This is a genomic window from Bradyrhizobium macuxiense (assembly GCF_007993935.1).
Taxonomy (GTDB): Bacteria; Pseudomonadota; Alphaproteobacteria; order Rhizobiales; family Xanthobacteraceae; genus Bradyrhizobium; species Bradyrhizobium macuxiense_A.
Map to the genome: position 1 here is coordinate 32184 of NZ_VITY01000001.1, position 24795 is coordinate 56978.

The following is a 24795-nucleotide window of genomic DNA, read 5'->3' on the forward strand; positions in this document are numbered from 1 at the left end:
AAGAGCCGCGTGACGGCCCGGCTTGCGACTATTCGACCGTGACCGATTTGGCCAGATTCCGGGGCTGATCGACGTCGGTGCCCATCACCACGGCAGTATGATAGGCGAGCAGCTGCACCGGAACGGCATAGACAATCGGCGCGAAGGTCGCCCCCATGTCCGGCATCACGATCGTCACCAGCGACTGGATGGTGGCTTCCGCGGCGCCCTTGGCGTCGGTCATCAGGATGATCTTGCCGCCGCGGGCGGCGACCTCCTGCATGTTGGAGACGGTCTTCTCGAACACCTTGTCGTACGGCGCGATCACCACGACCGGCATGTGCTCGTCGATCAACGCGATCGGCCCATGCTTGAGCTCGCCGGCGGCGTAGCCCTCGGCGTGGATGTAGGAGATTTCCTTCAGCTTCAGCGCACCTTCCAGCGCCAGCGGATAGCTGGTGCCGCGGCCGAGATAGAGCACGTCGCGCGACTTCGAGATCTCGCGCGCCAGCTTCTCGATCTGCAGCTCTGACGTGAGCGCTTCCGACATCAGGCGCGGAATTTCGACCAGGCCGTGTACCAGCTTGGCCTCGTCGGCATCGGACAGTTCGCCGCGCGCCTTGCCGGCGGCAACCGCGAGCGAGGCCAGCACCATCAGCTGGCAGGTGAACGCCTTGGTCGAGGCGACGCCGATCTCGGGACCGGCAAGCGTCTGCAACACCGTCTCGCTCTCGCGCGCGATCGTCGAGGTCGGCACGTTGACGACCGACAGCGTGTGCGCACCCTGCGCCTTGGCGTAGCGCAGCGCCGCCAGCGTGTCGGCGGTCTCGCCGGACTGCGAGATGAAGATCGCGAGATCCCCCTTGCGCAGCGGCGCCTCGCGGTAGCGGAACTCGGACGCGACATCGAGCTCGACCGGCAGCCGTGCCAGCCGCTCCAGCCAGTATTTGGCGACGAAGCCGGCATAGCTCGCGGTGCCGCAGGCCGTGATCGAGACGCGCTGGATATCCTTGAAGTCGAACGGCAGCTTGACCGGCATGGTGACGCGCTCGGCCGCCAGGTCGACGTAGCGGGCGAGCGTGTGCCCGACCACTTCGGGCTGCTCGTGGATCTCCTTGGCCATGAAGTGGCGATAATTCGCCTTGTCGACCAGCGCGGTCGCCGTCGTGTGCTTGATCGCCTCGCGATGGACGATGGCGTTGTCCTTGTCGAAGATCGTCGCGCCCTTGCGGTTCAGCACCACCCAGTCGCCGTCCTCGAGATAGCTGATCGTGTCGGTGAACGGCCCGAGCGCGATCGCATCCGAGCCGAGATACATCTCGCCGTCGCCATGACCGACCGCAAGCGGCGGGCCGTTGCGGGCGCCGATCATCAGGTCGTCCTCGCCGGCGAAAATGAAGCCGAGTGCGAACGCGCCGCGCAGTTCCGACAGCACCGCCCTCACCGCCTCGACCGGCTTGACGCCGCCCTTGAGCAGATTGTCGACCAGATGCACCACGACCTCGGTGTCGGTCTCGGTCGAGAACTCCGCGCCCTTGGCTTCGAGGTGCTCGCGCAGCTCGCGGAAATTTTCGATAATGCCGTTATGCACCACGGCGACGCGTTCGGTTGAGTGCGGATGCGCGTTGTTCTCGGTCGGCCGGCCGTGCGTGGCCCAGCGGGTGTGGCCGATGCCGGTATGGCCGCCGAGCGGCTTGGCCTCCAGCCGGGCCTCGAGATTCCTCAGCTTGCCCTCGGCGCGGCGCCGCGCCACCACGCCGTTCTCGAGCGTAGCGACCCCTGCGGAATCATAGCCGCGATATTCGAGCCGCTTGAGCGAATCCACCAGTTGCTCCGCGACCGGAGCGCGTCCAAGAATGCCGACGATGCCGCACATGCGGTTCAATGTCCCCAAAAATCGCCGAAAATTTGCCAAAGCGGCGACACGGTCCCTTAACGGGAATCGCCGGCCGCAAGATACTCAATAATTATTGCCGATTGCGACAGTCTTAAACGGCAAGGTTGATGCGAAAGGCTGGTTAATCGGGGCTAACCAATTTGGCAAGAGTGCGTCAGCGGGCCCCCGACGGCACAGGCCACGGTTTCGCCTCCCAGATCGTGGTCCATTCCCGGCCCGTGCCACAGGCAGGCGCGCTGACCTCGACGCGAACCACGATAAGGCTTTCGCGATTGGTCACGCCCAGCCGATAGACGTGCCGCAGATGCGAGCTGGGACATTCGTCCGATGAGGTTTCGGCCTGCAACAAGCCTGCGTCATCCTTCCACGTGATGAAACCAGGAGTGTCCGTCGTGCCGAACCCCTGCTCCGCGATGTAGGGGAACTCCAGTGGTTTTGGTCTGCTGACGTCGGAAAGATCGAACGCTTGATGCGATCCCGTCACGGTCAAGCGACAGAACATCAGCACGAGGCGGCGGCCGGCCACTTTCATGAACCGAACCGGTAGCTTTTCGATGTCATCCTTGTACTTGCAGCCAGATTGTTCGGCCGCAAGCGCAAGCGGTCTTGGCACCAGGGCCGGATCGGAGATTTCAAAATCCGTACGCCCATTGGCAAGGCTGGCCCACTCTCGAAGCGCCTCGCGGCGCGCGTCAACGCTTGAACTTTCATCGCCGCGCGTAGCCGTCATGCTGCCCGCCAGAAGGCATGCGAACAGCGTGAAGATGGTGCGCGACCCAAGGCTCTGACGAAACGCTTTGCTTGCCACTCAGACCTCCGATTCTGCTGTTCAGGCCGCGGCGACCTATCCGTAAGTCTTGCTGTAGACGAACAGGAAGACAGCGCCCCAAAATATCATTCCGCTGATCATCGCCACGATCTCGTACGGCAGCAGAGGAGGCCCCAGAGCCCGCGACCGGTCTTTGTGAAGAACATTTCGACCAGAGGCTGGAGCAGAGAAAGGATCAGGTCGTTCACGGTTCCCAGCCCCGACCACGCAGCCAGACGTCGCGGCACGTCACCAGCATGCCGTGCAGTCCGTTCTTGAGGAAAAACAGATAGAGCGCGAACAGCAGCACGAAGCTGACCCGATCGTCGCCCCAGGACATAAACTCCGGTTGATCGGATGTCTTCCGCGACAGCACCGCCAGCTGTCCGGTTTCGGCCCATTGGTAGAGTCGTGCGGCGCTGAAATACGTCACCAGGCTGCAAAAGAGTCCGGTCAGAATGGTCGCGGCATGTTTGCGCATGATGTGTTTTGCACGACCGCCGCCTAAGAGCGATGAAACCGTCGACGGCAAACGCCGCCAAGTGTGTCAACGGAGCATTAACGCCTTTCGGCGAGGGTGCCGCCGCCGGAGGTAGCCCGATGCACACTGCGCATGATCGCGAGGCCCGTCGCCTCGATACGCTCGTGGAACTCGACATCCTCGACACACCGCGTGAACTGGCGTTTGACCGGCTGACCTCGCTGTGCCGCAAGATGTTCCGCGTGCCGATGTCGACGCTGACCTTCATCGACGGCCATCGGCAATGGTTCAAGGCCTCCGATGGGCTCGACCTGCGCGAAACCGACCGGCGGCCGGCGCCATGCAATGTCACCATCACGCTGGACGAGCCGCTGGTCGTCGCCGACATGCTGCGCGACGCCCGCTTCGCGGACAACATGTTCGTCCGCGGGGCACCGTTCGTCCGCTTCTATGCCGGCGCACAGCTCAAGCTGTCCGGCGCCGTGATCGGAAGCCTGTGCGCCATCGACACCCGCCCTCGCGATGACTTCGGCGCCGAGGCGACCAGCATGCTGGTCGATCTCGCCGAGATCGCCGTCGACGAATTGAAGCTGCGGAACCTGTCCATGCAGGACGCCCTCACCGGTTGCTCCTCGCGGCGCGCCTTCCGCGGTGAAGGCGAACGGCTGACCGCGCTGGCGACACGGCATATCAGCCCGCTCTCCTGCGCGGTGCTCGATGTCGATCACTTCAAACAGGTCAACGATACCTACGGGCATGCGGTCGGCGACATGGTGCTGGGGGCAGTGGCAGCGGCCGCACGCGGCGCGCTGCGCGGCTCCGATTTGATCGGCCGGCTCGGCGGCGAAGAGTTCGGCATCCTGCTGCCGCACACAAAGCTCGATCAGGCGATGGGCGTGCTCGAGAAGGTGCGCGCCGCCGTTGCGGCGACACGGATCGAGACGCCGGCCGGCACGATCGGCGTCACCTGCAGCCTCGGCGGCGCCATGCTCTCGCCGGGCAATTGCTTCGACGACATGCTGCGCAACGCCGACCTTGCGATGTATGGCGCCAAGCAGGCCGGCCGCAATCAGGCGCTGGCCTGGGTCGACCGGGCGCCGTCGATTGCGCCGACCGCGCGGCGCGTGTTCAAGGCCGGCACGATCAGCTTCAACGCCGGCCATTCCACGATCGACTGCACGGTGCGCGGCCTGTCGCGCGACACCGCGACGATCGAGGTGTTGTCCACCTCGGGGATTCCCGATCAGTTCAAGCTCGCGATCGCCACCGACGCGCTGTCACGCGCCTGCCGCATCACGGCGAAGGCCGACAACCGGATCGAGGTCGCCTTCACCTGAGTACTCTCCGATCGTCATTCGGGGGCGACGCGTTAGCGTCGAGCCCGGAATCCATCGGGCCTCAGAACAAGTGGTGAAATGGATTCCGGGCTCTCGCGTCGCGAGCCCCGGAATGACGAGAGCAGGCGTCGCACCAGCGCCCTAATGTTCGACCCGGTACAGCCGCCAGCGCTCCGGCACGCCCTTGAGCTGATGCGCGCCGCGATCCTTGAAAACGACTTCGGACTCCAGCATCAGGTCCTTGACCGCGCTCGAGACCAGGACCTCGCCGGCACGCGCTTTCGCAGCGACGCGCGCGCCGATGTGAAACGCGAGACCGATGACCTCCGCCCCGCTCACCTTGTACTCGCCCGCGTGCAGCCCAATCCTGATCTCAAGCCCCAGCGTGCGCACGGCCTCCCGGATCGCGGTCGCGCAACGGATCCCGGCCGCCGGCTTGCCGAACGTCGCCAGCACGCCATCCCCGGTCGTCACGACTTCCTTGCCGCGCAGGGCCTTCAGCTCCCTGCGGACGGCGGCATAATAGTGATTCATCACCGTCGCCCAGCGCGAATCCCCGAGCCGTGCGGCCTTTTCGGTGGACCGGACGATATCGACGAACAGGATCGTGGCGAGTGCCTGCTTGAGCTCCGCGTCACGTGCGGCGGTCCGGCGCCGGTTCGCGATATTTCCCGTCAGCGGTTCATAGCGATGGCTGCGCCGCCGTGCGACGGCCGCCTTGGTGTAGTTCTGGGCACGCTGCACCGTACGGCAGCGAATGGTCTTTTCCTGCGGTGGAAACGTCCAGTAGACCTTTCGCCCGCTTCCGGCGCCCTGAACCTCGACGGCGCCCCACTTCAGGAAGACCGTCGAGCCGGTCCGCCGAATGCACCATGCCTTGGACGTGTATCCGGAGACGTTCGATTGATGGACTCCGATGCGAAGGAATTTGGGCATGAGCGTCCGGCCGAGAGCGCTTGGGGTCCTACCTCCGGTAAAGCGTAGTCAGACATGCGCGCGTTGGCAACAGGACTGGATCGAGGGCTAACCGATCCGCTGCCCGTTCGATCCGGCGTCGGCATCGACGGACAGGATCGCCTGCGCTTCCGCGCCTGGCTGTTGTTCATCGCGAAATCGTGCCGGGGTCAGCCGGCTGCGGTCGACCGTCACGCCAAAAATGTCGAAGCGGTTGTAGTAACCGACCACGTCGTGAAACTGCTTCGGCTCGACGCAACGATTGAGGTCGATCTCGGCGTAGGCGATCCCCTCCTGATCCTGCAATTCATCGCCAAACACGACCCCCGTCGGATCGACGAAGAAACTCGCCGCACGTGGCGTCCGGTCGATCACGTCGGCGATGGCTCTGTCGCGTTCGATGAGGAAGGCACGCATCGGCTCATCCATGTAGCCGGCGGTGACGATCCCGAACACCTTGGCTTCGAAGCAGTGGGCGCTGGCCCGGATGCGATTGGCGGCGACATTGTCGAAATTGCCGCCGCCGACCGGGCGCCGGGTCGGCCACATCGGCGGCCAGCTCGAGATGTGGACCTGTTCGCCCTGCGCCATCAGCGCGAAACGAGCCAATGGATTGGTGTTCTCGCCGCAGATCAACCCGCCGATGCGGCCCTGCCGTGTCTGTGCGACCACAAGGCCCGCACCATCCCCGGATGACCACACCAGCTTCTCGTAGAATGTCGGAACCAGCTTGCGGTGATGGACCAGAATTTCGCCGGTCTCGCCGATCAACAGGTTCGCATTCCACAGCCCCCCGACGCTGACGGCCGAGCGCTCGCTGATGCCGATCGAGACGGTGACGCCGAGGGCGCGCGCCTCGGCGCAAACCCGCGCCACTTCCGGTCCGTCCACCAGCACGGATTGCTCGGCCATGCGCACGAACAGGTCGTGATTGTCGATCGGAGGCCACAGCGCCGCCCAGACCGGAAAGGCGGGAATATAGGTTTCCGGAAACGCGATCAGCTCGGCGCCGGCCCTGGCCGCCTCGCGCATGATCGAGATTGCCTTCTCGGTGGTCGCCTGACTGTCGAGGAACACGGGCGCGGCGTGGACGGCAGCAGCCTTGAAGCGCGGAAGCATATGAAAATCCCGGCTAGGATTGGGGGAGCGAAGCGGTATCATCCTTGCCTCGCAGGCATGCATGGGAATTGTCGCAAGGCCGGTTGCGAAGGATCGGAGCCGCCGCGCGTTGGAACGGGAATTGCTTTGCTGACGACGGCTGCAATCCGGAGGCAGGTGATGTTCGATACGATCAACTGGGACGATCTGCGGGTATTCCTCTGTGCCGCTCGCGCCGGGAATTTGAGCCAAACAGCAAAGCGACTACGGCTGGACCACTCCACCGTCAGCCGGCGCATTGCGCAGATGGAAGCCTCGCTCGGGATCGCGGTGTTCGAACGCCACCGCACCGGGCTCAAGCTCAACGAAGTCGGCGAGCGGCTGCTGCGTCACGCCGAGCGGGTCGAAAGCGCGGTCATCGCCATTCGCGAGGAAGCCAGCGCCAGCGACACCCAGGAGCTCGCCGGGACCGTGCGGCTCGCGACCATGGAGGGGATCGCCTCGCTCTATCTGGCGCAGCGCTTTGCCAAACTGCGGCGCACGGCGCCGCGACTCTCCGTCGAACTCGTCACGTCGGCCCAGACGGTCTATGTCCATAAGCGTGAAGCCGATCTGTTCGTGTCCTTCTTCCGGCCACCCGGGCCGGGCCTGATCTCGGAGCGCATCGGCAAGTTCCGGCTCGGGCTATTCGCGAGCCAGGACTATCTCGACCATCACGGCGTGCCCAAAACCCTGCGCGATCTCGGGGATCATTGGTTCGTGTCCTATATCGAGGACTTGCTCCAGGTCGATTCGGTGCGCTGGCTCGCCGACGTCATCGAGGAGCCGAAGATCGCCTTCCACTCCAACAGCATGATCGCGCAGATGAACGCCGCGGCGGGCGGCCTCGGCATCGTGATGCTGCCGAGTTTCGCCACCAGGGACCGGCCCGACCTGATCCCCGTGCTGCCCGCCCTCGCCGGCACCGTTCGCGAGGTCTGGCTCAACGTCCACAGCGACCTGCAATTTGCCCCGCGCATCCGCGCCGTCCGCGCCTTCCTGAAAAACACCCTGAAGCAGGACCCCGACATGCAGGTCACGCTGGCCGACGCCGTGCCGCAGCTGCGCACAGCAGATTGCAAAAATCCATAATTCCCTTCCGTGGGAGCCCGGCTGAAGCTCGTCCGATTGGCGCAAGGCAAAGCGCGCTTAAGTCTTAAGGGGCCAATATGGACAGGGTTATTCCCGGCAATGCCGGTCCGGCGCCGAGCGGCGTCGCATTGGCCAGGAAGCTGGCCAAGACGCGGCTGACCGTCGCGCTCGTTCTCAGCGTTACAATGATCGTGATCTATTTCGGTTTCATGGCGCTGTTCGCGTTCGACAAGCCGCTGCTCGGCACCATCCTGATGCCGGGCCTGTCGCTTTGCATTGTGCTCGGTCCGCTCGTCATCATCTCCTCGTTCGTGCTCTGCCTGGTCTACGTGCTGTGGGCGAACCGGGTGCTCGATGCCGGCATCCGCGACCTTCGCTAACGGGGCAGACAAAGATGGGCAGCAGCACGCTTTCGATCGGGTTCTTCTTCGCCTTCATGGCGTTGACGCTGGGGATCACCTATTGGGCCGCGCGGCGCACGCGCACCACCGAGCACTTCTTTGCCGCCGGCGGCCAGGTCACGCCGTGGCAGAACGGCTGGGCACTTGCGGGGGATTTCCTGAGCGCCGCCGCCCTGCTCGGAATTGCAGGAATCGTCACCTCGAACGGCTTCGACGGCATGATCTATTCGATCGGGTGGCTGGTCGGCTGGCCGATCATTCTGTTCCTGATCGTCGAACCCCTGCGTAACGTCGGCCGCTTCACCTTCGCCGACGTCGTGGCCTATCGCCTGCGCCAGCGCCCGGTGCGCCTCGCCGGCGCCGTCGGAACGCTGGCCGTCATCCTGTTCTACCTGATCGCCCAGATGGTCGCGACGGGATCGCTGATCAAGCTGCTGTTCGGCCTGCCCTACACCTGGTCGGTCGTCGTGGTCGGCAGCGTGATGCTGGTCTACGTCCTGTTCGGCGGCATGTTGGCGACGACCTGGGTGCAGGTGGTGAAGGCTGCGCTGCTGATGGGCGGCGGCATCCTGCTCGCCTTCCTGGTGTTGACCCATTTCGACATGAACCCGCTGAAGCTGTTCGCCGCGGCGTCCGAGAAATACGGCACCAAGGTCCTGCAGCCGGGATCGAAGGTGGTCTCGGGCCAATGGGACGCTATCTCGCTCGGGCTCGGCCTGATGTTCGGGACCGCCGCGATGCCGCATGTGCTGATGCGGGCCTATACGGTGAAGGATGCCAAGGCCGCGCGGCTGTCGATCCTCTATGCCACCGGCCTGATCGGCGTCTTTCATCTCATGGTCTTCATCATCGGCTTCGGCGCCATGGTGCTGGTCGGCGCCGACGCCGTGGCCAAGGCCGGAGGTGGCGGCAACATGGCCGCGCCGCTGCTCGCACTCACTGTCGGCGGCAATGCGTTCTTCGGCTTCATCTGCGCGGTCGCGTTCGCGACCATGCTCGCCGTCGTCGCAGGGCTGACGCTGTCGGGCGTCGCCACGCTCTGTCACGACGTCTGGACCAATGTGATCCGGAACGGCGCCGCTTCCGAGCCCGAACAGCTCAAGGTCGCGCGCATCGCAACCGTTCTGATTTCCATCTTCGCCATCATGCTTGGCATCGCGTTCGAAGGCCAGAACGTCGCCTTCATGGCGGGCCTCGCGTTCTCGATCGCCTGCGCCGCGAACTTCCCCTCGCTCGTGCTCTCGATCACCTGGCGCCGCTTCACGACGCCCGCGGCGGTCGCGAGCATCCTGGTCGGCACGCTGAGCTCGCTGGTGCTGATCTATCTGTCGCCGACCATCCAGGTCGACATCCTCGGCAAGCCGCTCACCGCGATCGAGCACCAATGGTGGTTCGTGTCGCTGCGCAATCCGGCGATCATCAGCATGCCGCTCTCCTTTGCGGTCGCGATCCTGCTGTCGCTGGTCACGCGGGAGAAGAACGCAAATCTCGCCTTCGACGAGATGCAGCGGCGCATCCTGCTCGGACCGGTCCCGCCGACCACGAGCGAGCCCGCCCGGGCGAAGAGCGCGGCCTGATTCACCGAACGCGCAAAACATTCGGTGTCGTCCCGGCCTTGAGCCGGGACCCATAACCACGAGCGCCAATTAGTTTGCAGCGCTGTGGCCGCAGCTTGCTCCAACAACACGACCCTGTGGTTATGGGTCCCTGCTTTCGCAGGACGACGTCTTGGTGTGGAGACAGACTCGCGATCACGCGCGGAGAAGAGTCACTTCCCCTTCGCCGCTTTCTCTTTCAGCTTCGCCGCGCGGTAGCGTGCCGCGCCGCCTTCGCGGATCGATTGTTCACTGCGCTCAATGGACATCGCGTCGTCGGGGACGTCCTTGGTGATGACGGAGCCCGAGCCGATATAGGCGCCCTTGCCGATCGTGACCGGCGCCACCAGCGACGAATTGGTGCCGACAAAGGCGCCCTCGCCGATCAGCGTCTTGTGCTTGAGGAAGCCGTCATAGTTGCAGGTGATGGTGCCGGCGCCGAGGTTGGAATTGGCGCCGACATGGGCGTCGCCGACATAGGAGAGATGGTTGACCTTGACGCCGGCCTCGAGCACGGCCGCCTTGGTCTCGACGAAATTGCCGATCCGCGCGCCGTCGCCAAGCGAGGTGCCCGGCCGCAGCCGCGCATAGGGACCGACCGACACCTTCTTGCCGACCTTCGCCTCGACGATGTGCGAGAACGAATGGATCACGGCGCCGTCGTCGATCGACACGCCCGGTCCGATCACCACGAACGGCTCGATCGTGACGTCCTTGCCGAACTTGGTGTCGGCGGCGAGATGGACGGTGTCCGGCGCGATCAAGGTTACGCCGGCCTCGAGCGCCTGCTTGCGCAGCCGCGCCTGCATCACGGCCTCGGCCTCGGCGAGCTGCGCTTTGGTGTTGATGCCGCGCACTTCGTCTTCGCTTGTTTCGATCACGACGGCCTCCAGTCCCAATTCCCTGACAATGCCGACGGCATCGGTCAGATAATATTCACCCTTGGCGTTGGCATTGCCGATCCTCTCGATGATCGCGAGCGCCTTCCTGCCGTCGAACGCCATCACGCCGGCATTGCACAGCGTGATCTTGCGCTCTTCGGGGCTGGCGTCGGCCTGCTCGCGGATCGCAACCAGTCTGCCGTTCTCGACCACCAGCCGGCCGTAGCCGGTCGGGTCGGCAGCCTGGAAGCCGAGCACCGCAAGCGCCGCACCGTCGCGCAGCGGCGCACGCAGGCGCGCAAAGGTCTCGGCCGAGATCAGCGGCGTGTCGCCGAACGCGACCAGCAGGTCGTCGGCGCCGCCGGCGATCGCCTCGCGCGCCGCCAGCACCGCATGCGCGGTGCCGAGCCGCTCGCGCTGCACGAAGGTCTGCGCATCGGGCCGCACCCGGCGGGCCTCGGCGGCGACCGCCTCATGGTCGGGGCCGATCACGACCGCCAGCTGCGAGCCCTCGCCGGAGGCGGCGGCGTTGAGCACGTGCGCCAGCAGCGCCTGCCCGGCCACGGGATGCAGCACTTTCGGCAGCGACGAGCGCATCCGCGTGCCCTCGCCGGCCGCAAGCACCACTGTCAGGCTCGTTCGCGCAGTCATTCGAAAATCCCCAATGTCTCGCGCAGCTCGCTGCGCCAGGCTTGCCTACAAAGCTTACGTTCAAAGCATTCTTGGAGGCCGTCTTTAATTGTTTTCCCCGGCAGAAGAAACCGTTTCGCCCTCTTGGTCCTCCGGATTCAAGTTCCGGGTCCATTTCCTGTTAATCTTTGCCTCGTGATTCGGCGGGCCTTGAGGAGGGCCAAGCGGGCTTTGGCCAAAGATCGCGACAATCTGGCGGCGGAATTCGACACCGAGAGCACCTCCGGCTTTTTGGCCGAGGAGGATGCTTTCGATCGCCGCATGCTGTGGCGGCTCGGCTCATGGGGCGTGGCCGCGGTCGGCGCCGTCACCATCGCCGTGATGGCCAACCAGTCGGCGCTGACAATGCGGCGCGACCTGGTCGCCGCATCAGACATCGCGCGCCAGGCTCAGCAGTTGCAGACGCTCGCGAAGGAAAGCCATAACGAGACGCGCCGGCTCGCATCCGCAATCGATACGCTGAACGGCGACCGCGACCGGCTCTATTCGCGTATGACCACGCTGGAACAGGGGCTCGACTCCGTGACCGGCACGATCGGCAAGCAGCCTGCGGCACTCGTGCCGGCGCCAGCAACATCGGCAGTCGCGCCCGGCACGCCGCCGGCCTCCGCCAATTCGGCGCCTGCGGCACCCGCCGTTGCCGCGGTCGCAACCACGCCGCCTGCCGCATCGGACAAGCCGGTCGCGGCCGAGAAGGTGCCTGTATCCGCCGACAGCAAGGTCTCGGCACCGATCGAGAAGCCGGTAGCGGCGGCCGAAAAGCCCGCGGTGGCCGACAAGAAGCCGTCACCCGCCACAACCAGGCAACAGGCTGCGGAGAAGCCGTCGGCATCCGACAATCCGCTGCCGGCTTCACCCAACACCCCATCCGTTGCCAGTCCGATGAGCGCCGCGGCCGCCGCAGCCAGCGCCGAGGATGCGAAAACGGCCGTACCGGTCGCCGACAAGCCGCCTGCCGAGAAGCCGATGCTGGCATCGCTCGAACCCGCGGCGAGCAAAGCAAGCGAAGCGGTCAAGCCGCCGACCGCCAACGACGTCAGCGCCGCGCCGATCCCTCCGCTGGTGATCACGCCGGATCCGGACTCCGACGCCGAAGACGATGCGCCGAAGGCGCAGATCCACCGCACCGAATTCGGCGTCGATCTCGGCACCGCAAATTCGGTCAATGGACTACGCGCGCTGTGGCGCGGCTTGCTGAAGTCGAAGGCCAACGCGCCGCTGGCCGCGCTGCGGCCGATCATCGTCATCAAGGAGAACAGCAACGGGCTCGGCATGCAGCTGCGCCTGGTCGCCGGACCGCTGAACGACGCCGGGACCGCCGCCAGGATCTGCGCCGGCCTCAGCCTGGTGCAGCGGACCTGCGAGACCGCGGTCTATGACGGCCAGCGGTTGGCCGTCAACGAGCCGCCCGCCGGAGCCAGGCCGGCGCAACCGCACCGGCGGCTGGCGCCGAAGCGCACCACCATCGCTCCGCCGCAACCGGCCGCCGAGGAAAAGAAGCCGGAGCCTGCGACGATCTCCTCGATGTTCCGGCGGAACAGCCAATAATCATGCCCGGCGAAGCGATTGCGGCCAAGTTCTCATCCGATTTCGCTGCTTCTCCCCGAGCCTTGTCCCAGCCTCCGTTCCCGACCATAGTGCCGCAATGACAAAACCTCCGTTCCGCCTCTCCCCCTATCAGGTCCAGTTCCTGATGGTCGTGGGCTTCGTCACCGTCGGCTACGCGCTCTACGTGCGCTATCTGGCTATCGAGTTCTCGCCCGTCGCGCTGGCCTGCGACGCCGGCACGCAGACCATGCTCTGCAAGGCCCGCGCGCTCTCGACCGTGCTGTTCAAGAACTCGGTGTTCGGAATCACCGCGCTGGTGATTGCACTGTTGAACCTGATGCGACCCTCGATCGTGCTGCTCACCGGCGGGCTGATCGCCGCCGGGCTCGGGATCGTGCTCTACAACGTCGTGTTGTCTGGGCTTGCGATCGGGCTGTTCATCCTGGGTTTTGCGCGGCCCGCGCCCGCCACAGCGTAGCTGATAGCAAGAGGTACATCACGCAGGTCCAGTCCGACTGCCAGTTGATCGTGCCCTCGTTGTAGATCGTGTAGAGGGCGGCGATCGCGAGCAGGCCGGCGAACACGGATTCCGCGAGCGGCCGGCTGCCTTCCTTCGGGCGGTTGAGCATGGTCAGCAGTGCGAACGGCACCACGGCCATGGTCAGCGAAGCATACGGGAAGTCGCGATAGCGCGGATCGAAGGTGAAGCCGAGCGCGGTCTCGGCGGCGATGACGGTGATGATGGCCAGCACGATCGCCAGCAGCGCCCCGATCGCGCCCTTGCCGCGATAGTCGCGCGGCCCGATCAGTTCCAGGAAGGTCGGCAGCGAGCGTCCGGCGATCAGCGCATGCGCGGTCAGCAAGGGCGCGAGGATCGCAGCCGCGAGCAGCACGCCCCAATGCAGAAAGCCGCTGGTGCCGTAGCTCTCGTAATAAATCTTGTCGCCGGCGATCCCGAGCAGCGTCCCTGCCGTGGTCGCCGAAATGCCGACCGCGATCCAGGCCGACGGCCGCGGCGTCCACGGCCGGCGGCGCAGCGTCAGCCAGGCCACCAGGAAGGTGGCGACCGACAGCGCCATGCCGCCCGCCATCTGCAGCTTCCAATCCGGATAGTTGGTGATCGCAACGCCGGGCGGATACTTCACCTGTCGCTTGACCGAATCGAACAGGCCCCAATTGCCGCCGACGGTGCCCTCGAGCATGCGCTTCCAGGGCTGGTCATAGGCCTCGATCAGGTTGACGCGAAAACCCTCGCGCCTGGCGAGGTCGAGGATCTCCGACACCACCCGCGCCTGGTTGGTGCGCGACGGCAATGCGCCCTCCCGCATCCGCCCCTGGCTCGGCCAGCCGGTCTCGCCGATCAGGATCTCCTTGCCCGGGAACGTCACCGCCATCCGCTTGCGGATCTCGTCGACATGCGCGGCGGCGTATTTGGCCTTGACCGGGATGTCCTCCCAATACGGCAGGATGTGAATGGTGATGAAATCGACCGCGTCATAGATCTCGCGGTTCTTCACCCAGTATTCCCAGACGTCGGCATAGGTGACCGGGATATTGCCTGCCGAAGCCTTCACCGCGCGGATGTTGCCGGCAAGATCGGCAGCCGTCATCTCGCCGCGCAGCAGCACCTCGTTGCCGACGATCAGCGAGGTGACGACACCCGGATATTCCTTGGCGAGCCGCACCGCGATCGCGATCTGCTGCAGGTTCTTGAAACGGTTGCTGCTGAGCCAGATGCCCTGCATCACCTTCAACCCGACCTTGGCCGCGACGCCGGGGACCTGGTCGAGGCCGTTCTCGATCGAATAGGTGCGCACGCAGTCGGTGACCTTGGCGAGATCGGCAAGGTCCTGCTCGATCTGCTCGACCGGAATCTGCGTGGTGGGGTCCAGCGGCGTCTGGGCGCCGCGGAACGGCGTGTAGGACACGCACTGCAGCTTTGCGGCAGGATCGATCGGCGCACGCGCGAGCGTAATCGGCGTGGCGAGCCACCACCACACGGATGCAATCACGGCGAGCGAGATCAGGAGAAGCGCCAGCGGCGTACGAAGCGAAATCGGTTCCATCCTCCGGGGGACCGTCGAATTAGCCGGTCACAGCCCGTCTGCCAAGTGTAGGATTAGGTCATTACCATGGTTGTCCTGCGACAGTTTTGCGCCGGATCGATAAAGTTGTGAGTTTGCTGGACAAAATACCAAATTCCAGTCATCTGACTCCGCCAGAGTCTCCGCCGCACTGGAGACCTATTTGGACGGCATCACGCGAGCCGTTAGGATGATCCCGCGGGGGCAGGAACATTATCGGGGAATACATGCGTCGACGGCTGCTTGAGTTGAAGAACACCACTTTGCGCCACCTTGTCGTAACCGGCCTTGTGGCCAGTCTTGCGCTCCTCACCGGAGCCGGTGGCGCGTTCGCCCAGAGCGGCACGCCGAATCCGCCGGACCAGGCCAAACAGCAGCCCGGACAGGCCGACGCCAATGCAAATGCCGCGCGGGAGGCCAACCAGCGCAAGGTCGAGGAATTCGTCGAGGCCCAGCAGGCCATCAACGGCCCGGCCGGCAATCCGGAATGCGTCTGGCTCGGCCGCCGTGTGGTCCGCCTGATGTGGAACGACGACCTCGACACCGCCTTCCGCCACCTCGACCTCTATGACCGGTTCGGCTGCCCCGGCGGCCACGTCCAGGCCGCGTTCCGCTGCCTGACCCGGTTCGGCGCCCAGATCGACGACAAGGTGCGCGGCAGCCTCGACGGCCGCATCCACGCCTGCTGGATCAATCCGGGCGCCCAGCCGCAGGCCGCGGCGGCCGCCGCACCCAGCCCGGCGCCGTCGACGGCCGGCAATGCCGCGCCCGCGCCGGCAGCGTCGCCCTCGCCTGCGCCGACCCCGTCGGCGACACCCGCGCCGGCGTCGAAATAGCCGCGTCGCGCGATCGGAGCCGGTCGCGAATTTTTTCGCGGCTGGAACGGCTTGCGCCCTTAAAACGCCATCGCGGCACACCAGTTGTTAAATCGGATGGCGGAGATATCTTTCGCTCCGCCGCCATGTTGGTCGAACCCAGGGGACGGGTTCGCTTAGTCCTCAATCTCAGGCCCCGTATGGTTTAACCGCGATGCGCGCCGTCGTCGCCGTCCTGTTGCTTGTCACCGCCGCTCACGCCGCCCTGTGGGGTCTCTTCCAGGAGAAACAGGCAGCGCCCGATTTCCGTGGCACGCTGCCGAGCCTGTCCTACGCTCCGTTCGAGTCGGGCCACACCGTTGCTGATGTTGGCGCCGACACCGAGAAGGTGCGCACCGACCTCAGGAAGCTCTCGACGCTGACCAAGGCGGTCCGTCTCTATTCGTCGACGGAAGGCAACGAACTGGTGCCGCAGGTTGCCGCCGAGTTCGGCATGAAGGTCACGGTCGGCGCCTGGATCGACAAGGACGCCAACCGCAATAGTCGCGAGATATCGCAGGCGATCAGTCTCGCAAAGCGTAACAGCAATGTCATCGGCATCGTCGTCGGCAATGAAACTGTGTTCCGCGGCGAGCAGGTTCCGATTGAGAATCTCGGACCGCTGCCAAAGGACGATCCCAGCGCAGACGAGGCAGAGCGCTATCGCGAGGATTTTGCTCGCTTCCTTCGCGACGACGCCCCGCGCATTCAGCGCGAGGAGGACGCACGGCTGCACGACGCCGAATCGCAGCCCGAGGACAAGCGGGCCGAGGCGATAAAGTGGGCGATCGCCGAGAACAACGTGCACCGACTGATCAGGGTGATCCAAACGGTCAAGAAGTCCGTCAACGTTCCCGTCACGACCGGTGAAATCTGGAACATCTGGCGCGATCACCCGCAGCTTGCCAATTCGTCCGACTTCGTCGCCGCGCACGTGCTGCCGTACTGGGAAAACTTCACCGACAAGCAGGCGGTGGATCAGGCGGTCGACCGCTACAATTTGTTGCGCGACTCCTTCCCCGGCAAGCGCATCCTGATCGCCGAATTCGGCTGGCCGAGCCAGGGCTACAATCTTCGCAATGCCGAGCCGGGCGCGTTCCAGCAAGCCACGGTGCTGCGCAACTTCGTGACCCGCGCCGAAGCCATCGGCATGGACTACAACATCGTCGAAGCCATCGATCAGCCGTGGAAGTACTTCGAAGGCGGCGTCGGTCCCTATTGGGGCATCCTCAATGCCGACCGCGAGGCGAAGTTCGCCTGGACCGGTCCGGTCACCGATCTGAACTACTGGAAGATCGCGCTGGTCGCGGTCCTAGTCGGCCTCTTCATGTCGCTGCCGATCCTGCGGCTGGACCAGCCGACCGTGATGCAGGCGCTGCTGCTGTCGGCCGCGGCCAACGGCGTCGGCGCCTGGGTTGCGACCGTATTCTCATATTGGACCACGCATTATTTCGTCTGGGGTTCGGCCTTCGCGCTCAGCCTCGGCCTCGTGCTGCTGGTGCCGCTGGTGCTGATCGCGATGGCGCGGATCGAGGAGATCGCGGCGGTGGCGTTCGGCCGCGGCCCGCGCCGGCTGATCGCAAGGAGCGAGCCGCTGGCGCCCGCCACGATCGGCGAGGACGTCAAATTCCCCAAGGTCTCGATCCACATCCCGGCCTATTTCGAACCGGTCGAGATGCTGAAGCAGACGCTCGATGCGGTGTCGCGGCTCGACTATCCGAACTTCGAGTGCGTCTGCATCATCAACAACACGCCCGATCCCGACTTCTGGCGGCCGATCCAGGATCATTGCCGGCAGCTCGGCGAGCGCTTCAAGTTCATCAACGCCGAGAAGGTGCAGGGCTTCAAGGCCGGAGCGCTGCGGATCGCGATGGAGCGGACCGCGGCGGACGCCGAGATCATCGGCATCATCGATGCCGACTATGTCGTGCACCCGGACTGGCTCAAGGATCTCGTGCCGGCCTTCGCCGATCCGCGCGTCGGCCTGGTGCAGGCGCCGCAGGAGCATCGCGACGGCGACCGCTCGCTGATGCACTACATCATGAACGGCGAATATGCCGGGTTCTTCGACATCGGCATGGTCCAGCGCAACGAGTTCAATGCCATCATCGTGCACGGCACGATGTGCCTGATCCGCCGCGCGGCGATGGACAAGGCCGGCGGCTGGTCCTCTGACACGATCTGCGAGGACACCGATCTCGGCCTGTCGATCCAGCAGCAGGGCTGGCTGACGCACTACACCAATGTGCGCTACGGCGAAGGCCTGCTGCCCGACACCTACGAGGCGTTCAAGAAGCAGCGCCACCGCTGGGCCTATGGCGGCTTCCAGATCGTCAAGAAGCACTGGCGGCGCTTCCTGCCCGGCGCCAGCCGCCTGACGCCCGATCAGCGCCGCGAATTCTCGCTCGGCTGGCTCAACTGGCTCGGGGCGGAAAGCCTCGGCGTGGTGGTTGCGATCCTCAATTTGATCTGGGTCCCGATCGTCGCCTTCGCCGACATCGCGATCCCCGACAAGATCCTGACCTTGCCGATCATCGCCTCCTTCGTCGTCTCGCTGGTGCATTTCGTCGCGCTCTACCGGCTGCGCGTGAACATCAAGGCCGGGCAGATGCTGGGCGCCATGATCGCGGCGATGAGCGTGCAGTGGACGGTGTCGCGCGCGGTGGCGCAGGGCCTGATCACCGAGCACCTCGCCTTCGCCCGCACCTCGAAGGGCGGCCTGTCGCGGATGTCGATCGAATTCCAGGCGTTCTGGGAAGCCGTGATCGGCGTGCTGCTCCTGATCGGCGCCATCGTGCTGGTCGTCACCAATGGCTACAAGCAGGTGCGCGAGATCTACATCTTCGCCGGCGTCCTGGTGTTGCAGAGCCTGCCATTCCTGGCGGCGGTCTCCATCGCGATCCTGGAGAATTCGCGGATCAACGAGTTCGCATTCTGGCGCAACAGCGCGATCCGCACCGCGGAACTGATCGGGTTGCGCCCGGTCAGCCTGCCCTCGGTCACCGCCCCGTCGCAGCCGGTCGGCTCGGAAATCGGCCGGGACAACTGAGCTACTTCAAGAAACGGCCCTAAACACAGGCACCGGAATGGCAAATCCGCCCCAACGGTGCACAATTGACCGCCCCTCGGCTATTGACCCGATGGGCCCTGCCCCCTACACAGCGCGGGCTGGAGCATGATCCGGAGCGGTTTCACCGCTCGGTCCGGATCGGATGTTCAGGTGAGTGAGCGCGTAGCTCAGGCGGTAGAGCACGTGACTTTTAATCATGGGGTCGAGGGTTCGAGTCCCTCCGCGCTCACCAAACAAATTCCGACAGCTTGCGCCAAGCCACCCGGCCGCTGGCCGGATCAGCGAACCGGCGGGTTGTAGCGATCCCAGATGACGGTTCTCGAGCCACTCTGCGCAGGTCGCGAGATGGCGTCGTCGAACTTGTGATAGTGGTCGAACTGCTGCTGCTCATCGCGCAGCTGCGGCGCTTGGGCAGGCGAGTAAGGACTATTCGTACCGTTCCAATGATCAGATCCCGACACGACACAACCCCATCCTGGTTCAGATGCAGGCTGGTTAGCACTGTTGCGCGTGTATCACTGTATCGTCGTCGCAACAGGGCCGGCAATCCGAGCAAATATGCGCACACGGATTGTTTCCGTGGTTCTCCGTGCGTGAACAGCGCGCCAACCCCTGATTTCCGTGAGATCCTGCAAAATGCGGTGCCAGGAGCCAGCACATGAAACTTGCCAGGGCCGTCGCAGTCTGGATCGCGCCTTGTGTGCTTGCCGCAACGGCCAATGCACAAAGCTGCCTCACCGGCCCCATCAAAACGAAGGACGACACGTTGCAGACGTGGACTGTCGTCAATCGCTGCGGCGCACCGGTAACGCTGCGCTATTCGCTGGCGGGTCCCCTGGGTAAGGAGCCAAGAAGCGCAATCGTCTCCGCCTGCAGCAGACAGCGGATCGTGCAGACCTTCGCGACGGACCAGGTTGATTTTCTGGACACGGCCTATGGTCCAGGCTGGGAGAAGACTTGCCCGTCATTGGACGATGAGGTTCGTCCCAAGACACGACCCGCAAAATCCACCAACGAAACAGACCAGATCCCGTTTCCATCCATCAGCCCGCCGCCCCTGGCAGGTCCCAAGCCAATAGGTCCTCCGGGAGGGAAACCGATTCCCAAGGGATAGCCTGAGAGCTGCGGAATCAATCGGGCGTGCTTCAGCACCGCCTCCGGCGCAGCGGCCAGATCAGCGTCGATCGAAGTTCACGTTGTTCACGATGACAACGGCAGTTCGCCCTGCCCGCCGGTCCAGTCGATGATATCGACCTGCAGCCCGCGCTTCAGCATCTCGGCTTCAAGACTGCCGGCATGCCGCTTCCACTCGGCCGTCGAGCGGACCCGGAATTTCGGCTCCTCGCCGTTGACCTCGAATTCATCGTCGGCCTTGAGCGCGCCGCGGACGGCTTCGTACATCATCTTCAGGCTGGCGTCGGTGAAGGCGCCGTAATCCATCGGTCGTCTCCCTCAGCACTCTCGGAACGCAAGAGGCCGCCACGGAGCACCTCGTGACGGCCTTCTGCTTAGCGGCCCATCCAGACGGCCCAACATCAGCGTTGCGTGAGTCGGGTTAATGAAACGTTGCCGCGCGACGGCGCACCCCTTCTCGGGGCTCGCCGACAGTGCCGACAAAAAAGGCCTCGCCGAAGCGAGGCCCCCTTTGATTGTGCGAGATGCGTCCGGCACCCGTTAGTCGTCGTCGTCCCAGTCACGACCACGGATGACGACGCCACGGTCGCGGTAGTAATCGCGATGATGGTACCAGCCGTGGTGCCAGCCGTGATCGTAATCCCGGTACACGCGCGGGCCGTCATATCGATAGCCGTAATAGCCGGGGCTGCTGCCGATATAGACGCCAACACCCTGCGCGCTGGCAATGGTGGGTGCCGCTATCGAGAGCGCCGCCGCTGCGGCAAGAGCGTAAGCAAGCTTCGTCATGACATCCTCCTTTCCAGTACCGGGCTAACGGCTGACGTCCGCGCATGTTGCAGGAACATGTTCGGAACTTTCGTGAACGCCTGTTCAACATCATGGCGAGTTCGACGCCACCGTCAGGGGCGCGCGGAGGAAAACCGTTAGAGCCGTTTGCGGTCACGGATTCCGCTTTGGTCGCAAACCGCGCTACCAGCCCGGAACCGAGACTCGTTCCATCCAGTTCGCAGTTTCCAGATTTGCCGGTCGGGGCCGTGGCGTGACGCGGCCCTTTTCATTTGGCCGCGTGTCGAAGCGAGGGAGTCCTTCGTCTTTGACGCGCTGAGGCATTGTAGGGTGTCGGTAGCCGAGCCTGCCTTGATCTACGTCGGCCGTAGGGGCCGTCGCGGCTCACAGCTTCAGGCATCGAAACAATTGGGCGAGCGCCGTGTTGGCGGATTGCGCGCGCCGTTCGAGCATTTCGGCCGCCGTGGCGTAGTTGCGGGCGAGGATCTGGAGCGCATGTCGAGCATCCGGCAGTGTCGACTGCTTGGCCATCTCCAGGCACTGGTGCTCGAAGTATCGAAGCTCCTCAAGTTCGGTCATTGCGATTCGTCCGATTCCGTTCAGCATTTTTGAACTCACTGCGCCAACGGCCTAGTGAAAGTTTGGCAAGATTGTTGCGAACGCCGGACTATCTGGTCGGAGTGTTGCTGGACGCATGATTTGATAATCACCGCTCCGTGACCAGCGCGGATGCGCGCCGGGCGCGAGTGCGCGCCGGGCTGATCGACAAGCGCACCCGATCGCTTCAGGCACCCGATCGCTTCAGTATGCGTGAGTCTTGTTTCGGACGCAGCAACTCTCGACCGGAGTGCAGGGGCATCTTCGCGAGGATGGCAGCGGCGCGGCGCAATCGCGTTTCTCATCGCCACACCGCCTAAGCCCAGGCCAGGTCTGCGACGACGGCGCCGTCATCGTCGTCATTCCCGGCACGCGTGAGGCGCCTGCGGCGCGCGCTGTCCGTTGCGCGACCATGGCGCATGTCAAACCGGTGCAGCGCCGCCGGCACCCGCGCCGCGATGTCGCGAACGAACGCGATGGCCTGCCTGACGACGGCCATCACGGTCGTGACGCGTGTGAACAAGCCGATCAGGAAGATCATCGAGAAGACGTCGATATAGGCCAGCACATCGCCGACCAGCATCAATTCGGGAGGAAGCGGAATCCGGTGCAGATAGGCGACGATCAGGATGACGACCGGGATCAGTGCAATCAGCTTCCGGAGTGTCAGCCGATCCAGCAAGGCGGCGAGCTCGACGACCAGAACCTGCCACAGCCAGTCGCCAAGCGCGGCTGGCTTGTCGATCGTCCAGGTCTGCCACAACCGTTTCCACATCACGGCGTCCGCCTTGTCCCCGGGGCCATGCGGCTACGGCTTTGCCGTCGCCTCGCCGCCGTCGCCCTCGATCGCGGCGCCTTGCGGATCAGCCGGATCGGCCGATGGAAAGATGCGCTCGTAATTGGCCCGGGCCTCGCGGATCAGACGCGCGCGCTCCAGTTCCGACTTCGAGATGAACCTGATGATCTCGCCCATGTGCTCTCCAACGCAGGGGGAATTATTCGACCATCGGCGATGCAACCATCGTGCCTGATGGCTGCCCGGCCGACATGCGCGCGGCGCTTACCGGGGCGCCCGCGGCGCTATCCGCTGCTGGCTGAACGCAACGCGCGGATTGATGCCGCAATAGGCATCGCGGCCTGACGCCGACGCCTGGCACTGCTCGTAGGTCTGGTAGCCGCAATAGCCGGGATATCCCTCGTCCCGGCCCTGGATGCACCAGGGATAATCGTAGGGATCGGCCGCCGCCGGCTGCACGGAGCCGGCAATCCAGCTCATCCCGAGCGCCGCGAACGCGACAATCGCCCAACTCGTCCTGCGCATGATCCTGCTTCCTTCGTCGATCGGCACCCAGCCATCGATGTAGGTACGCCGGCGAGATCTGCGAGGTTTCTGCTCACGGCCTCAAGAAGCTGTGACCCGGACGCGACGGCGCGCATCGGGGGACAAAGGCGCCCCGGATGGGGATCCGGACCATACAAAAAAAACACGAGGCCCGGTGTGCCTAGGAGACCGGGCCTCGTGTCTGATGTCCCCCGCCTCGTGGCGGATCAGGTGTTGTGGTTACGCGAGCTTGCGCGCGCGATCCATCCCGGATGACTACGGGGATCGGCCGCGCGCGGAGGTCACTTGCTGTAGCTGTAGAACCCCTGCCCGGTCTTGCGGCCGAGATGGCCGGCATCGACCATCTCCTTCAGCAGCGGCGCCGGCCGATATTTGGGATCGTTGAAGCCGGTGTAGAACACCTCCATCACCGACAGCATGGTGTCGAGCCCGATCAGGTCGGCGAGCGCGAGCGGTCCGATTGGATGGTTGCAGCCGAGCTTCATGCCGGCATCGATCTCCTCCGCGGTCGCAATGCCTTCCTGCAGCGCGAAGATCGCCTCGTTGATCATCGGGCACAGGATGCGGTTCACGGCGAAGCCCGGGCTGTTCTTCGCGGTGATCGCGACCTTGCCGACGCGCTTGGCGAACGCTTCGGCCTTGGCGACCGTGTCGTCCGAAGTCTGCAGTCCGCGGATCAGTTCGAGCAGCGCCATCACCGGGACCGGATTGAAGAAGTGCATCCCGATGAAGCGGTCGGGACGATCAGTCGAGGCCGCGAGGCGGGTGATCGAGATCGACGAGGTGTTGGTCGCGACCAGAGCGCTCGGCTTCAGCCCGGCGCAGAGATCCCTCAGGATCTTGACCTTGAGCTCCTCGTTCTCGGTCGCTGCTTCGATCACGAGATCGCAGGCGGCAAGCTTGGACTTGTCGGTGGTCGCGGTGATCCGCGCGAGCGTCGCGTCGCGATCGGCGGCGGTCATCTTCTCCTTGGAGACCAGGCGCTCGAGGCTGCTCCCGACCGTCTTCAGGCCGCGTTGCACCGCCGCGTCCGAGATATCCACCATGGTCACGTTCAGTCCTGCGGCCGCGCAAATCTGCGCGATGCCGTTGCCCATGGTCCCGGCGCCGATAATGCCAACCGTCTCAATCATTGCGTTCGTTCCTCGCAGCTAGCGCGGCCGCACGGCCGCATCCTCAAACACGGCGGACCCGTGGGGTCCGCGGATGGCGCAGGAATAGCAGTCCGGCCGGGTGGCCGATACAGGACGCGACGGTATCCTGGTGAGGTTTATTCGGGGCGTGGGGGCAGCGGCCGCCGTGGCGGAACGGCGGTGCGCGACGGCAGCTCGGTCCGCGGCGGATCGGCCATCCGCGACGGCTCAAACACGCGATTGAGCCGCACGATCCACCAGGCCAGTCGCCCGTAGTTGCGGCGAAGTGCCGATCCGAATCCCTCGTCGATGTCCTGGTCACGATCCATACCCCGATCGTTAACGTGCATCCTTGAAGGAACGGTGAGTGCCATCACGAGCTGCGCCGGCAATCGTTAGGAACTTGGCAACTATTTCGCGCAAGCCTTGGTGCGTTGACGGCGCCGGCACCGGTATCGTCCGGATTGCGGATTGAAGACCCTGCGCCGCAGCATCGCCATAGCGGTGCGACTCGCATTTAGTTGATCGAATTTTCCGCGGCGCGCCGCGACATAAGGACATTAGACGACGAGGGCTACGCCCATGCTTTCTGAAAAGTTCTTTTTGGTTCTCGAGACATTGCTCAACGGTCAGACCCATTCCGACGGAGCCCCGCGCGTGGTGAGCACTTCGCCGCACGTCCCGATCAAGCTTCCGCGTGAAGGCAAGCCCGAAGGCAACCAGCCTCGCTAGGCCGCTTGCGGGCGGCAGGTGAGCCTCCGCCGCCCATCCGATTTCTCGATCGCCGCGGCCACCCCGGCGGAAGCGGGATCGTTGCTCTCCGGCTCGCCGGCCGGACCGATCGCCATGACGTGCGAAGCCGATCGGCGGCCTCGCACCTGATCGCGCTGGATTGCTGTGCACCGACGCGTGCGACGCCCGCCGACGCAAGCGGTCGCGCGCCTGCCGCATCCGATCTCCCCCGTCGTACCCGCGCCGAAGCAACATAGCGC

The 24795-nt window shown here is 64.7% G+C and carries 25 protein-coding genes and 1 tRNA gene; 11 read left to right on the forward strand and 15 right to left on the reverse strand.

All coding sequences use genetic code 11. From position 1 onward, the window contains the following. Positions 1-28 precede the first annotated feature (28 nt). The 3 genes from glmS to FBZ93_RS00120 form a co-directional block, all read right to left on the reverse strand. Positions 29-1855 carry a glutamine--fructose-6-phosphate transaminase (isomerizing) gene (gene glmS / locus FBZ93_RS00110; RefSeq protein WP_146983966.1) on the reverse strand — a complete coding sequence of 609 codons (1827 nt, stop codon included), beginning with the start codon at positions 1853-1855 and terminating at the stop codon, positions 29-31. A 175-nt stretch (positions 1856-2030) separates the two neighbouring features. Beyond that, positions 2031-2684, reverse strand: coding sequence for a hypothetical protein (locus tag FBZ93_RS00115; protein WP_146983967.1), 654 nt, complete (start codon positions 2682-2684; stop codon positions 2031-2033). Positions 2685-2889: 205 nt separating this feature from the next. Beyond that, the gene (locus FBZ93_RS00120; RefSeq protein ID WP_146983968.1) at positions 2890-3165 is read right to left on the reverse strand and encodes a hypothetical protein; all 276 of its coding nucleotides are present in this window, start codon (positions 3163-3165) and stop codon (positions 2890-2892) included. 119 nt (positions 3166-3284) lie between these two features. Here FBZ93_RS00120 and FBZ93_RS00125 point away from each other — a divergent pair, with 119 nt between their 5' ends. Further along, positions 3285-4502 carry a GGDEF domain-containing protein gene (locus FBZ93_RS00125; RefSeq protein ID WP_146983969.1) on the forward strand — a complete coding sequence of 406 codons (1218 nt, stop codon included), beginning with the start codon at positions 3285-3287 and terminating at the stop codon, positions 4500-4502. A gap of 141 nt (positions 4503-4643) precedes the next feature. On the opposite strand, the gene FBZ93_RS00130 is transcribed toward FBZ93_RS00125, so the two are convergent. Then, a complete protein-coding gene (locus FBZ93_RS00130) occupies positions 4644-5438 on the reverse strand; it encodes an adenylate/guanylate cyclase domain-containing protein (RefSeq protein WP_146983970.1) in 795 nt (264 codons plus the stop codon). 87 nt (positions 5439-5525) lie between these two features. After that, complete coding sequence (locus tag FBZ93_RS00135) at positions 5526-6575, reverse strand: carbon-nitrogen hydrolase family protein (RefSeq protein WP_146983971.1); 1050 nt, start codon at positions 6573-6575, stop codon at positions 5526-5528. A gap of 159 nt (positions 6576-6734) precedes the next feature. Here FBZ93_RS00135 and FBZ93_RS00140 point away from each other — a divergent pair, with 159 nt between their 5' ends. The 3 genes from FBZ93_RS00140 to FBZ93_RS00150 all read left to right on the forward strand — a co-directional run bounded on the left by FBZ93_RS00140 (position 6735) and on the right by FBZ93_RS00150 (position 9663). Beyond that, entirely contained in the window at positions 6735-7685 is a 951-nt protein-coding gene (locus tag FBZ93_RS00140) for a LysR family transcriptional regulator (protein WP_146983972.1), read from the forward strand. Positions 7686-7762: 77 nt separating this feature from the next. Continuing rightward, the gene (locus tag FBZ93_RS00145) at positions 7763-8065 is read left to right on the forward strand and encodes a DUF485 domain-containing protein (protein WP_146983973.1); all 303 of its coding nucleotides are present in this window, start codon (positions 7763-7765) and stop codon (positions 8063-8065) included. A 14-nt stretch (positions 8066-8079) separates the two neighbouring features. After that, positions 8080-9663 (forward strand): solute symporter family protein, encoded by a 1584-nt coding sequence (locus FBZ93_RS00150; RefSeq protein WP_146983974.1) that lies wholly within the window; start codon positions 8080-8082, stop codon positions 9661-9663. A 191-nt stretch (positions 9664-9854) separates the two neighbouring features. Here FBZ93_RS00150 and glmU read toward each other — a convergent pair whose 3' ends face one another. Continuing rightward, positions 9855-11213 carry a bifunctional UDP-N-acetylglucosamine diphosphorylase/glucosamine-1-phosphate N-acetyltransferase GlmU gene (gene glmU / locus FBZ93_RS00155; RefSeq protein ID WP_146983975.1) on the reverse strand — a complete coding sequence of 453 codons (1359 nt, stop codon included), beginning with the start codon at positions 11211-11213 and terminating at the stop codon, positions 9855-9857. Positions 11214-11423: 210 nt separating this feature from the next. Between glmU and FBZ93_RS00160 the strand changes: the two genes are divergently transcribed. Both FBZ93_RS00160 and FBZ93_RS00165 read left to right on the forward strand, forming a co-directional pair. Next, positions 11424-12800, forward strand: coding sequence for a hypothetical protein (locus FBZ93_RS00160; protein WP_146983976.1), 1377 nt, complete (start codon positions 11424-11426; stop codon positions 12798-12800). A gap of 97 nt (positions 12801-12897) precedes the next feature. Beyond that, the gene (locus FBZ93_RS00165; RefSeq protein ID WP_021081300.1) at positions 12898-13278 is read left to right on the forward strand and encodes a hypothetical protein; all 381 of its coding nucleotides are present in this window, start codon (positions 12898-12900) and stop codon (positions 13276-13278) included. On the opposite strand, the gene FBZ93_RS00170 is transcribed toward FBZ93_RS00165, so the two are convergent. Next, positions 13238-14866, reverse strand: coding sequence for a beta-(1-6) glucans synthase (locus FBZ93_RS00170; RefSeq protein ID WP_146983977.1), 1629 nt, complete (start codon positions 14864-14866; stop codon positions 13238-13240). The genes FBZ93_RS00165 and FBZ93_RS00170 overlap by 41 nt on opposite strands. Positions 14867-15111: 245 nt before the next feature. On the opposite strand from FBZ93_RS00170, the gene FBZ93_RS00175 reads away from it, so the two are divergent. The 4 genes from FBZ93_RS00175 (at position 15112) to FBZ93_RS00190 (ending at position 19922) form a co-directional block, all read left to right on the forward strand. Next, a complete protein-coding gene (locus tag FBZ93_RS00175; protein ID WP_146983978.1) occupies positions 15112-15720 on the forward strand; it encodes a beta-1-3, beta-1-6-glucan biosynthesis protein in 609 nt (202 codons plus the stop codon). Positions 15721-15913: 193 nt separating this feature from the next. After that, positions 15914-18787, forward strand: coding sequence for a glycosyltransferase (locus FBZ93_RS00180; RefSeq protein WP_146983979.1), 2874 nt, complete (start codon positions 15914-15916; stop codon positions 18785-18787). 177 nt (positions 18788-18964) lie between these two features. Next, positions 18965-19040 (forward strand) — tRNA-Lys (locus FBZ93_RS00185). 426 nt (positions 19041-19466) lie between these two features. Continuing rightward, positions 19467-19922: a hypothetical protein gene (locus FBZ93_RS00190; protein ID WP_146983980.1), complete on the forward strand. Its 456-nt coding sequence runs from the start codon at positions 19467-19469 to the stop codon at positions 19920-19922. Positions 19923-20008: 86 nt separating this feature from the next. Here FBZ93_RS00190 and FBZ93_RS00195 read toward each other — a convergent pair whose 3' ends face one another. From FBZ93_RS00195 to FBZ93_RS00225, 8 genes are all read right to left on the reverse strand, one after another. Continuing rightward, complete coding sequence (locus FBZ93_RS00195) at positions 20009-20248, reverse strand: hypothetical protein (protein WP_146983981.1); 240 nt, start codon at positions 20246-20248, stop codon at positions 20009-20011. 234 nt (positions 20249-20482) lie between these two features. Continuing rightward, the gene (locus FBZ93_RS00200) at positions 20483-20731 is read right to left on the reverse strand and encodes a hypothetical protein (protein ID WP_146983982.1); all 249 of its coding nucleotides are present in this window, start codon (positions 20729-20731) and stop codon (positions 20483-20485) included. Positions 20732-21115: 384 nt separating this feature from the next. Next, positions 21116-21310 carry a hypothetical protein gene (locus tag FBZ93_RS00205; protein ID WP_208763940.1) on the reverse strand — a complete coding sequence of 65 codons (195 nt, stop codon included), beginning with the start codon at positions 21308-21310 and terminating at the stop codon, positions 21116-21118. Between the two features lie 334 nt (positions 21311-21644). Then, positions 21645-22103, reverse strand: a complete 459-nt coding sequence (locus tag FBZ93_RS00210) for a hypothetical protein (RefSeq protein WP_146983984.1) — start codon at positions 22101-22103, stop codon at positions 21645-21647. Positions 22104-22136: 33 nt separating this feature from the next. Continuing rightward, a complete protein-coding gene (locus FBZ93_RS40400) occupies positions 22137-22301 on the reverse strand; it encodes a hypothetical protein (protein ID WP_167528854.1) in 165 nt (54 codons plus the stop codon). Positions 22302-22388: 87 nt separating this feature from the next. After that, the gene (locus tag FBZ93_RS00215) at positions 22389-22649 is read right to left on the reverse strand and encodes a DUF3551 domain-containing protein (RefSeq protein WP_167528855.1); all 261 of its coding nucleotides are present in this window, start codon (positions 22647-22649) and stop codon (positions 22389-22391) included. Between the two features lie 302 nt (positions 22650-22951). Next, a complete protein-coding gene (locus FBZ93_RS00220) occupies positions 22952-23803 on the reverse strand; it encodes a 3-hydroxybutyryl-CoA dehydrogenase (RefSeq protein ID WP_146983985.1) in 852 nt (283 codons plus the stop codon). Positions 23804-23940: 137 nt separating this feature from the next. Further along, positions 23941-24132, reverse strand: coding sequence for a hypothetical protein (locus FBZ93_RS00225; protein WP_050426568.1), 192 nt, complete (start codon positions 24130-24132; stop codon positions 23941-23943). 253 nt (positions 24133-24385) lie between these two features. Here FBZ93_RS00225 and FBZ93_RS40405 point away from each other — a divergent pair, with 253 nt between their 5' ends. Beyond that, entirely contained in the window at positions 24386-24535 is a 150-nt protein-coding gene (locus FBZ93_RS40405) for a hypothetical protein (protein ID WP_167528856.1), read from the forward strand. The last annotated feature ends 260 nt before the right edge of the window (positions 24536-24795 follow it).